This window comes from Glaciecola sp. SC05, from assembly GCF_041380235.1.
In the GTDB taxonomy this organism is placed as follows: Bacteria; Pseudomonadota; Gammaproteobacteria; order Enterobacterales; family Alteromonadaceae; genus Glaciecola.
The window spans coordinates 137,609-148,496 of sequence record NZ_JBGIYY010000013.1; the positions used below are offsets into that span (position 1 = coordinate 137,609).

Annotated in this window: 12 protein-coding genes and 1 pseudogene; 11 read left to right on the forward strand and 2 right to left on the reverse strand. The window is 42.2% G+C overall.

Features of this window, described 5'->3' with window-relative positions; all coding sequences use genetic code 11:
• Positions 1 to 114: 114 nt before the first annotated feature.
• A complete protein-coding gene (gene ampE / locus AB9H30_RS13135) occupies positions 115 to 1,044 on the reverse strand; it encodes a regulatory signaling modulator protein AmpE (protein ID WP_371195145.1) in 930 nt (309 codons plus the stop codon).
• 160 nt (positions 1,045 to 1,204) lie between these two features.
• On the opposite strand from ampE, the gene nadC reads away from it, so the two are divergent.
• The 10 genes from nadC to AB9H30_RS13185 all read left to right on the forward strand — a co-directional run bounded on the left by nadC (position 1,205) and on the right by AB9H30_RS13185 (position 8,818).
• The gene (gene nadC, locus AB9H30_RS13140; protein WP_371195146.1) at positions 1,205 to 2,053 is read left to right on the forward strand and encodes a carboxylating nicotinate-nucleotide diphosphorylase; all 849 of its coding nucleotides are present in this window, start codon (positions 1,205 to 1,207) and stop codon (positions 2,051 to 2,053) included.
• 222 nt (positions 2,054 to 2,275) lie between these two features.
• Positions 2,276 to 2,704 (forward strand): prepilin-type N-terminal cleavage/methylation domain-containing protein, encoded by a 429-nt coding sequence (locus tag AB9H30_RS13145; RefSeq protein WP_371195147.1) that lies wholly within the window; start codon positions 2,276 to 2,278, stop codon positions 2,702 to 2,704.
• A gap of 83 nt (positions 2,705 to 2,787) precedes the next feature.
• Positions 2,788 to 3,999, forward strand: coding sequence for a type II secretion system F family protein (locus AB9H30_RS13150; RefSeq protein WP_371195148.1), 1,212 nt, complete (start codon positions 2,788 to 2,790; stop codon positions 3,997 to 3,999).
• Between the two features lie 150 nt (positions 4,000 to 4,149).
• Positions 4,150 to 5,025, forward strand: coding sequence for an A24 family peptidase (locus AB9H30_RS13155; RefSeq protein ID WP_371195149.1), 876 nt, complete (start codon positions 4,150 to 4,152; stop codon positions 5,023 to 5,025).
• 75 nt (positions 5,026 to 5,100) lie between these two features.
• Positions 5,101 to 5,727 carry a dephospho-CoA kinase gene (gene coaE / locus AB9H30_RS13160; protein WP_371195150.1) on the forward strand — a complete coding sequence of 209 codons (627 nt, stop codon included), beginning with the start codon at positions 5,101 to 5,103 and terminating at the stop codon, positions 5,725 to 5,727.
• 28 nt (positions 5,728 to 5,755) lie between these two features.
• The gene (gene zapD, locus AB9H30_RS13165) at positions 5,756 to 6,508 is read left to right on the forward strand and encodes a cell division protein ZapD (RefSeq protein WP_371195151.1); all 753 of its coding nucleotides are present in this window, start codon (positions 5,756 to 5,758) and stop codon (positions 6,506 to 6,508) included.
• 43 nt (positions 6,509 to 6,551) lie between these two features.
• The gene (gene yacG, locus AB9H30_RS13170) at positions 6,552 to 6,788 is read left to right on the forward strand and encodes a DNA gyrase inhibitor YacG (protein ID WP_371195152.1); all 237 of its coding nucleotides are present in this window, start codon (positions 6,552 to 6,554) and stop codon (positions 6,786 to 6,788) included.
• Positions 6,785 to 7,669: an aspartoacylase gene (locus tag AB9H30_RS13175; RefSeq protein ID WP_371195153.1), complete on the forward strand. Its 885-nt coding sequence runs from the start codon at positions 6,785 to 6,787 to the stop codon at positions 7,667 to 7,669. Before yacG ends, AB9H30_RS13175 begins: the two co-directional genes overlap by 4 nt.
• 161 nt (positions 7,670 to 7,830) lie before the next feature.
• Positions 7,831 to 8,124, forward strand: a complete 294-nt coding sequence (locus tag AB9H30_RS13180) for a hypothetical protein (RefSeq protein WP_371195154.1) — start codon at positions 7,831 to 7,833, stop codon at positions 8,122 to 8,124.
• Positions 8,125 to 8,257: 133 nt separating this feature from the next.
• Positions 8,258 to 8,818 (forward strand): CBS domain-containing protein, encoded by a 561-nt coding sequence (locus tag AB9H30_RS13185; protein ID WP_371195155.1) that lies wholly within the window; start codon positions 8,258 to 8,260, stop codon positions 8,816 to 8,818.
• Positions 8,819 to 9,293: 475 nt separating this feature from the next.
• Here AB9H30_RS13185 and AB9H30_RS13190 read toward each other — a convergent pair whose 3' ends face one another.
• Positions 9,294 to 9,983 (reverse strand): hypothetical protein, encoded by a 690-nt coding sequence (locus AB9H30_RS13190; RefSeq protein WP_371195156.1) that lies wholly within the window; start codon positions 9,981 to 9,983, stop codon positions 9,294 to 9,296.
• Positions 9,984 to 10,101: 118 nt separating this feature from the next.
• Here AB9H30_RS13190 and AB9H30_RS13195 point away from each other — a divergent pair.
• Positions 10,102 to 10,888, forward strand: a pseudogene (locus AB9H30_RS13195) (transposase zinc-binding domain-containing protein); the annotation flags it as partial.

The window sequence follows — 10,888 nt, forward strand, 5'->3', positions numbered from 1 at the left end:
GCCGCCATTACGTTGGTTGTAAAGATGATTACTTCTTATTGAAGTGTTTATAATTTAAATGGTAATACCAATTAACCAATGCATTGTATGCAAGAAAAAACCATTCGTAAAGCCCTAAGCAACTAATCCGACCATTGTCATCAACGAAAGCGCCACCAACATAAACACAATATTGCGCTTCACCAACTTTACCAACTGCAGGGGCTCATTGAGGTGAGCGTCGCAATCACCGACATCTTCAGCCGCTTTTGACACCTTTGCCAAAGCATCGTAAGTTGAAATATTTGGATGAATAATAATTTCAAACCATGCCGATAAGGCGTTTGAAAAGTGCCCAACTATTAAAAACCCAAAAGCCGTAATACGCACAGGAATCCAATCTAAGATGAATAGCAATTGTGCAGCGCTGGTATTTTGATCGTTTACGGGGCGTACTTCTGCGGCTTGATCATTCAGCTCGGAAAATTCAGAAATGTCTTGTGAGGAATCAGGATCTTGTGCGTCAGATTCAGTAGGCATAGTCTTTGACTGTTTACTTTGACGCTTTTCGAATAGCACCCATTCTTTTATCAAAGAATAAAATACAACACCTGGGACTCCAAGCACGATAAAAAAGATGATAACCGATGCGTATTGTCGATAATTCACTAACACCAGTTGCTTACCAACCGTCGAGAGCTGCCCACCTTCATTGCCAAAAGACATACTATGGAGGGAACAGGCTTGAAAGTCTTCGCGATGAGCTGCCTGTAAATATCGCTTGTATGTTTGCCTAGTGACTGGACAACCAAGGCACACCCAAAGCACTAATAGCTGAATAAAAAACACCAATAACGATGGCAACAAAACTATTAATAAGTACGCAACTAAACTTGGAATAATTGCCAGTACGATGACCGCAAGCATACTTACATCACTTTTGAGCCATTTTTTGTCGATCAAAAAATCAAAATATTGCTCCGCAAGCGTCGCGATATGAAAGTGTTTAGACTTTGTCGTAACTCGCTCTAGCGCCATTACGATCAACAAGGAAAAAAGCGTCACAATGAACCCATCCAATAAGTAAGCCAAGGTTTAGTATATGTGCTTCTAATAAAGGTTCAATGATTTAAACTTGCCTTTTGAAAAAGAATTGCCTCACAAGCCTAGTACCAACCAAGCTGACTGATTAGAATAGCGCCAATTCCATAAAATTGAAGATGATATGCAAACAGGATATTCACTAAACATTACTGACGATGTGCGCTCAGCACTGATTGAAGACTTAGGCGGCTCCCTGCATCCGGAAAATGATATTACGGCGAGTTTGATTGATCCTACAACAATGGTTACCGCCAAAATAATTACTAGAGAAAACGGTATTTTATGCGGCCAGCAGTGGGCGACCGAAGCCTTTCTGCAGATAGACCCGACGCTAAATATTCAATGGTTAAAAAATGATGCGGAACAAATCAAGGCAAATGATGTGCTCGTGACAATACAGGGGAATGCCAGAGCTATTTTGACCGCCGAACGCACAGCCTTGAATTTTGTGCAGTTTTTAAGCGGAACTGCAACAGTAACCCATTGTTATACAAAGTTATTAGCCAAAAGTATAACAAAATTGCTAGATACTAGAAAAACCATACCTCGATATAGACAAGCACAAAAATATGCTGTAGTTTGCGGCGGCGGTGAAAACCACCGTATGGGCCTATATGATGCGTTCCTGATAAAAGAGAATCACATACGGTCCTGTGGCAGTATAAAAAAAGCAGTTGAAAGAGCACGCACCATGGATTCGGGTAAAACGATAGAACTAGAAGTAGAAAACATCGACGAACTCCATCAAGCTATTCTCGCAGGCGCCGATATAGTAATGCTTGATAATTTCAATGCCAAACAAGTCCAAGAGGCAGTAACAATTGCTGACGGTCGTTGTAAACTTGAAGTTTCAGGCAATATTACTGACAAAAGACTGCTTGAATTAGCAGATACCGGTGTAGATTACGTGTCGTCTGGCGCTCTAACGAAGCATGTTAAAGCTCTGGATTTGTCGTTATTAATTGATTGATTTCATACCGTTAACAATCAACTTATAAGGACATCATCGGACATGCTGTGTGCAAACCTACACTTAGGTATGTAACTGCATACTTCACAACCAACTGACTAGTTTTATACTCGGACTCAAGGTTGGGAAGCAAGTGTGAGTCACTAAAGTCTTTTTCAGCCAATATTAACTTGCTTAACTTTAAACTATGAACGCGTTTGCACGCACTAGAGGAAAATGACCATGTCTAAATTTACTAAATCTGCTCAAAAAGGTTTTACCTTAATCGAACTAATGATTGTTGTAGCAATCATCGGTATTTTGGCTGCGATCGCGTTGCCAGCATACAATAACTACATCGACTCAGCGCGATTCTCTGAACTGAAAAATGCGACAGCGTCGGCAAAGTCAGCCGTTGAAGTTTGTTCACAGCTAAATGGCGGCGCGTTTGCTAACTGTACACAAGCGACCAATGGTGTACCAGCTACAATTGCTGCATCTGCTAATGAAGTAGGCGTAACGACTGCAGCAGGTGTTATTACTGCAACATCAAAAACTGGTGTAACTATCGGCGGGTCCAACGCTGCAACTTATGTATTGACACCAGTTGCTGCATCAAACAACGGTTTACGTTGGACTGAGACTTGCACACCAGCAACATTGTGTAGCTAGTAAGCGTCAAAATATCTACCAAGATAATAGCCCAGTTATGCTGGGCTTTTTTGTCTAAAACCATGTTGATATAGAGGCAAATTATGTCTAAAGCAATTGAAACCTTTATTTGGCAGGGCGCAGACCGCGCTGGTAAAAAAGCCAAAGGAGAAATTTCTGCCGGCTCTGTACTTGAAGCCAAAAACATGTTGCGTCGTCAGGGTATTTCGGCCAAATCTGTAAAGAAACAGCCCAAACCTCTTTTCTCTTTTGGCGACAAGAAAGCCAACGCGCAAGATGTTACACTGCTATCCAGGCAAATTGCCACTATGCTCAACGCTGGGGTAACATTAATTCAATCGCTCGAAATGATTGGACAAGGTAGCACCAAGCCTTCGGTTCGTAAAATGATGGCTGCCATAACAGAAGATGTAAAAGCGGGTAATCCGTTCAACTCTGCCCTGAGAAAATTTCCATTACAATTTGACGATTTATATTGTGATTTAGTGGAAACCGGCGAACAGTCTGGTTCCCTAGAAACAATATACGAACGAATTGCGATATATAAAGAAAAAGCTGAAGCGCTTAAATCAAAAATCAAAAAAGCCATGTTTTACCCAATAGCGGTATTAGTTGTTGCGCTAATCGTTACAGTAATTCTTTTAATCTATGTTGTACCAACGTTTGAAGAAATCTTCTCTGGTTTTGGAGCTGAACTTCCTGCGTTCACACAAATGGTACTAAGGTTATCGAATTTTGTGCAATCTTATGGCATTTTCATATTGGGCGGTTTAGTCGCCGCTGGCATGCTCTTTGTGAGGGCTCATAGGGCTTCTCCAAGCCTAAGAGATTCGATTGACGCAAAGATTCTAAAAATCCCAGCGATTGGTGAGATACTAAAGAAGGCTGCTGTCGCCCGTTTCGCCCGTACTTTGTCAACTACCTTTGCAGCGGGTGTTCCGCTTATCGCCGCCCTTGACTCTGCAGCAGGGGCCTCAGGAAACGCAATATTTCGCGATGCTATCATGCTGATTAAAAAAGAGGTGGCAGGCGGCATTCAAATGAACACTGCAATGCGCTCATCCAAGGTCTTTCCCCCAATGGTTATTCAAATGGTAGCAATTGGCGAAGAGTCAGGTTCTGTAGATAGTATGCTTGGCAAAATTGCGACCATTTATGAAGCCGAAGTCGACGACATGGTCGACGGATTAACGGCACTTTTAGAACCCATGATAATGGCAGTATTAGGCGTTGTCATCGGCGGCCTAATCATTGCGATGTACCTCCCAATCTTTAACATGGGCTCGGTAATCTAAAATTTATAAGATCATAAGTAGAAAATCCAAGGCTTGCCTCATGCAAGCCTTTTTTATGCCGTTAATACTAGTAATAAGTCGACATATGCTTGTTGTTATTTATAAATAAGTAATAATGAAAGGCACAACGAAACTATGCAGGATATTTACATGCTAGCGTTAATTGAAAACTCTCCCACATTCTTTATTGGTTTTACATTTGTATTAAGCCTGTTAGTAGGGAGTTTTCTGAACGTCGTTATTTATCGTATACCCGTAATGATGAAGCGGGGATGGGAAGCCGAAATATACGCATATCAGCACCCAGACGCCGATCCTGAATCTTACCCTCATAGTGGCGAGACCTTTAACCTCGTAAAGCCTGACTCAAAATGTCCAAAATGCGGCCACGGCATTCGGGCTTGGGAAAATATACCGGTATTGAGCTGGCTGTTTTTACGCGGCAAGTGCAGCGCTTGTGCAACCTCAATTTCGATGCGCTACCCCGCAATTGAATTACTAACTGCCCTGTTAAGTGCGCTTGCTGCCTGGCAACTTGGCTATGCGCCGATCACCTTGGCATTTATAGTCGGCACGTGGCTACTGGTAGCCATGACCTTCATTGACATAGATGAGATGCTCTTACCCGATACGCTCACCCTATCTTTTCTTTGGTTAGGGCTACTGACTGTTACTATATTTGAACCATCGCACCTCGTCGATTCAGTATTGGGTGCCATTGCAGGCTACCTGTCTTTGTTTTCAGTCTATTGGCTCTTTAAGTTGGCCACCGGTAAAGAAGGTATGGGTTTTGGTGATTTCAAACTACTAGCCGCAATAGGGGTGTGGGTGGGTTGGCAACATCTTCCAATCGTAATATTACTTTCTTCTGCCGTCGGCGCTGTCGTCGGTATTGCCCTGATGATAATACAAAAAAAGGGCCGAACCTTAGCCATACCCTTTGGTCCCTATTTAGCCGCTGCAGGGTTCCTAACCATGCTCTATGGCGACGCTATCGCTGATTGGTACATAGCAACTTTATTGTAAGTTAAGCGTACTCGCACAGCGCCCGAATATTGCGTATGATAAGCACCCTTTTGTTATGGTGCTTAGATTACGAATATGAGTCAATTTGTTGTAGGAGTAACGGGTGGTATTGGCTCCGGCAAAACCACCGTAACCGATTTATTTGCCGAAAAAGGCATTGTGGTCGTCGACGCTGATCTTATCGCTCGGGAAGTGGTTGCTCCGGGTAGTGTTGGTCTTAAATCCATTCAAGCTCATTTTGGCGACTCAGTTATTTTGCCATCTGGGGAGTTAGATAGAGCGAACTTGCGCCAGCGAGTGTTTAGTCATCCACCAGACAAACAGTGGCTCGATAATCTTTTGCACCCTCTGATCCGCGAGCAAATGCTATTGCAAAGCAGCTCGGCCTCCTCACCTTATTCCATACTATCTATTCCGCTGCTAGTCGAAAATAATCTTATGTCTATGGTCAACCGCGTTTTAGTAGTCGACGTGGAGGAATCAGTACAACTCCAGCGCGCCACAAATAGAGACAATCACGCTGTTGGTGGACAACAAAATACCGAAAGCACCATCAAAGCCATCATGCAAAATCAATGTACTCGTCAACAGAGGCTTGCAGTTGCTGACGATGTAGTCAACAATAGCAAAGATAAGAGTGAGTTAATTCAACAGGTTAATCGCTTGCATCAGCAGTACCTGTCGCTTGCAAGCATACGCTAATGCAATACCAACAGAAAAGGAACATTCTATGACCGTCGCACTATACGAATTTCCGCTTGGTGAAAAAGTGCGAAACTACTTGCGACTCGAGCAATTGTTCCAGCAATTAAATGAAGTGAAGTTTGCCAATACTGAGTTCCAGTATCTATATTTCTTTGATGTACTGTTTGATTTAATTGACTTAATTGAACGCCTCGATTTGCGTACCGACTTTGTCAGAGACATCGACGTCCAAGAAAAGAACTTGAAATATTGGTCGCAACACCCCGATATAGATAGCTCAGCTTTAGAGCAGGCTTTGCAAACTCTGCATTCCCTTAGTACCGAACTTAAAAAGAACAAAAAGTTAGGCTCAGGTATCCGTGATGAAAAATTCCTGAATAACATACGTCAGCGTTTTTCGATCCCTGGCGGCGCCACTAGTTTCGATCTGCCGAGTTTATTTTGTTGGTTAAAACAACCCGAAGATATGCGTAAATCACATATTGAAACATGGCGAGCGCATTTGCATTTAGTTGAAAGCAGTATTGGTATGCTCTTGTCATTTTTGAGAGAGCGAGGGCGTTATATTTCGGTAACGGCAAAGAATGGCTTTTATCAAGGAAATGTTGAAGACAAAATGGAGCTTATTCGTGTTAAGTGTGACAATACCAAAGGATATTATCCAGTGCTCAGCGGCAACAAATATCGATACGGCATCAAATTTATGATGTTAACCCCTGCTGAAGGCACAACGGGTGCAATAGCTCAGAACATCGATTTTGAAATAGCCAGTTGCTAAATTTATAACTATATTCCATTAACTGATTAAGAACTTCTACCCTATGACAACAACCGTAAACTGTCCAAGCTGCAAAGCCCATGTAGTATGGAAGACAAGCTCAACGTTCAGGCCCTTTTGCTCAAAACGCTGTCAACTTATCGACCTCGGTCAGTGGGCAGCCGAAGAAAACCGCCTGCCATCTGGCGCAAACATTAACGAGCAAAATCCAATTAATATTGATATTGAAGACATCGAGGCTTTGCTGAGTGAACAACCAGACGACTTTTTTAAATCATGAAAAATAAAACTATTACTATTTGTGGCGGCACCCATGGTAACGAGTTATCGGGTGTATATGCGGTCAATCATTGGCTGAGAAACGACGGCGCCATTCGCAAATTAATTCCGAGTGCCGAATTAGCCTTCCTTTTAGTTAATCAGGCGTCTATCAAGGCTCGTACTCGCTTCATTGATGAGGACTTAAATCGACAGTTCGTTCTCAATAAACTGCAAGAAAATCAGGGGTCAACGAGCCTTAATTGTGAGACCGCGCTAGCGCAGCAGTTAAATCAACAGCTTGGTCCAAAATCAGCACCTAAGACTGACTTTATCATTGATATTCATAACACAACTAGTGCAATGGGCCCAACGCTAATCGTGCTTGAAAGCGATGCCTTTAATCGCAACTTAGCTCGCTACGTTAAAACAAACATGCCGAGCGCAAACATCTTAGTAGAAGACCATATTCCCTATCTTCAGCACCCTTACTTTTGTACCGTCGGCAAACGCAGTGTGATGGTAGAAGTTGGTCCGCAAGCACAAGGTGCATTGAGAGCTAAAGTATTTCAAGAGACGGTAGAAATGACCGAACATATTTTAGCTTATATTGAATCTGTAAATACCCACGGCATTAAAGAGTTAAGCGCCATTCAAGCATTTAGACTTCTGGCAGAAGTCCCTTATCCAGTTGACACTAACGGGCAACGCTCAGCCATGATTCATCCTGATTTAGACGCAAATGACTTTTCAGAGCTGATTAACGGTGCACCATGTTTTATTGATTTTCATGGTAATGATATCGCTTGGCAGGGAGATACCATCTATCCACACTTTATCGGAGAAGCTGCTTACGACAAACAAGGTTTAGCCTTTGCAAGCGCAACAGTCTGTGAATTTTAATCAATTAGACTAGTTTGAAATAAAGCCTTTGATAAGAACGAAAGCAAATACATTTGCTTACAATAGAAAACGGGCTCTGCATCCTTGATGCGAATTAATCATATTGATTTATTTGCAAATAAGCATATATTCAAAGAGCAAACGAAAACAGGCACGCCATTTTGAACAAACTACTGCTGACGCTAATAATAGCTTTTACTGTGCTACTGAGTGGCGCAGATAAGTTATTTAGTCAGCATTACGAAAACCTTGCTGCTCAGGCTAGTAATGATAGAGACAATAGCGCATGGGTCACCTTTGAAAACGCCTCTTTTGATTATGATATAGCGAGCTCTTCTGAGCCTCATATTCTGGCAGAAAATGTATATTCTGATTACGTCTTTGTGGTTGAACAGCCTATATTACTGCAACAAACCGCATTTAACATCCGCGCACCACCTTTTCGCTTTATTTAACTTACTCTGGCTTTGCATAGCAGCTTAGCCAAGCAATCGATAGTTATATCATCAAACTCATGTGTTCTTACACCCCAAACGTAAGCCGTGAGTCTGTATCTAGTCAGTTATTAAAGAATTAAAGGAAGTCCCCATGAAATCGTTAAACCTATACAATACAGAGTCAATCGACACCTTAGTGTGGCCTGAAGAACAATATTCTATTTCAGGAAAAACACCCGCTTTAAGTATTTTGACCGATTTTCGTCAACACACCCCTCGGGTAATCGAGGCTAACGTTAAAGCGCTGGACCTTGAGAATTTGATGAAACGCTCGCACGTTAAAATGAAGCTAGTGCTTGATAAAAACAAGAAGTTTATTGGCATAGTTAGCCTGTATGATCTCTCTGAAGAAAATATCTTGAAGAAGGTCGACAAAAACACATCTCGAGATGAACTCTTGGTCAGTGACTTTATGCACCCCCGAGAGACTCTAAAGTGTTTTGATATTAAGGATCTTAGTAGGGCGACAATAGAAGACGTGTTAGAAACACAAAAGCATAACCATCAACAGCATTGCTTAGTTATAGATCGTCAGAACCATGAAATTCGTGGGCTAATTTCTGCTAGAGATGTTGCTCGTTTAATTAAGCGCTCCGTTGATATTGACACGCATATTTCATTCGAAGCACTGTTTAATGAATTAAGCGCTTAATTCCTAAATCATAAAAAGCGCAGTCAATCTTTTAGGGATTACTGCGCGCAATATATTCAACGCGACTTCAACTTTGGGGCGTAGACAATAAGCAAAATAAGATACTAAGAAATAGATCCTGAAATGGTAGGGCAACATGCGCTCAAATTCCATTATTGCTATACCAAAGACTTGAAAAGACCATACAATGAAAACTGTTCAATTTGCCAAAATGCCTAAATCATCTTGGCAACGAACATATAGCCAAACTAAATGCCAGCTGTAACGAAGGGTAGCGTATAGCGTTTGTTTTACTCATACTCGTAAAATCAAGTGCCTCGANTGTTTTACTCATACTCGTAAAATCAAGTGCCTCGACAAGAGCACGCACAATAATGAACTTGGGATTGAAAGCCTTGAGTTTATGCATAAAGGCCTGACTATTCGAAATGGCTAGCGCCTAAGGTTTAGGATATATGCTAGCGTAGCACACTTGTTAATTCTCTAATGCCGTTAATACCTCTTGTGAAGCTTGTTGAAGTGCCTCGGCCATGCCTAACTGATAAGTAACATGGTCATGGCGGACAAACAGCAGAGTTCTTAGCTCTGGGTCTTGGCAGGCTTCTTTAAAGCTCACATTGAGCTTAAAACCTGAAAATCCGCTACCCCACTTTACGTCAGTGGTTCGCGTAAAAATCTGGATATCTAAATCAACTCCTTTCTCAATTAAATAATCAGATTCAAAATTTACGCTTTCAACGATGCGCTTGAGCTTGCGGTTATATGTAGACAAACTTGTTCTGTCTATCACAGAAAGATTATCGAGAAACTCGTCTGAGCTCAGCATGTTATTGCTCGCATCACTTTGCACATCAACGCTTAAAGCAAACCATAGTTTTTCAATGGTGCTCATAAGTTGCTGATCTGAATCGGAGGTTGTATTACAACTTTCTATTTGCTCAATCGCGTCTATTGCAAATTGACGATATTTAAGTGCGTGGTCAATAAAGTCGTTTGCAAAGGCTAAATTCACGTTTGCCTCATGTATCACGCGAGTACGAGCTTGCTCATAAATGGTGTTATCTTTTTGCGCCTCATTCCGTTGGGTGATTTGAAACGCAATCAAAATACCTACCACCACAATCGTAAAGTCGAGTGCAACGGCAAACCAGTTTTGGTCTTTCACATGTTGAGTTATTCGCCTGAGCAGCAAGAGGCAACCTTAATATATCAGCTTAAAAAACCAGAATAGACAAGAACGTGAAAAGAGTAAACGACATTCATACTCTTTATGAGGGCTTAGCAAGTATTTACCCAAGTATGTTGAGCGTGAGTTCGATGAGTTCTTGCGTTGTGGTCGACTAGAGCACGGCTTTTTACGCGTGGTATGTGGCGACTGCAAGTATGAGAAGTTAGTTGCTTTTAGCTGTAAACGCAGAGGTTTCTGTCCTAGCTGCGGAGCCAGAAGAATGGCAGAAAGTGCCGCGCTTCTTGTAGATGATGTATTACTTGGTTATCCAATTCGCCAGTGGGTCTTAAGCTTACCCATTCCACTTCGGCTATTGCTAGCAAGAAACCCAAGTGAATTGAGCAAAGTGATGCAAATCATTCATCGCGCCATTTCCACGCACATTGTGAACAAAGCAGGTTTTACCAACAAACAAGCGAAAACTGGAGCAGTTACCCTTATTCAGCGGTTCGGCAGTGCCCTTAATCTGAACATCCATTTCCACATGTTGTTCTTAGAAGGCGCGATTAGCGAAAATCCATGGGGTGGCACGACTTTTACACGCATCAAAGCGCCGTCCCATAGCGACATGGTGGAGCTAGTACACACCATTAGCTGTCGCATTGCCAACTATTTGGAGAAAGTGGGGTTAGTGGAGCGCGACATAGAAAACAGTTTTCTTAACTTACCTATTGATGATAAAGATAGTCTATTGCAGTTGCAAGCCCTGCTGGGTGGGGGCTTCCGTAAGCTATCGCATTGCTATGGGACCACAACAAGGTCAAAAAGTATTTACGCTACAAACCTTACCTGCGAGCACCGAGGATGAATATGGTCAGTTAGCCAATACCTCAGGTTTTTCG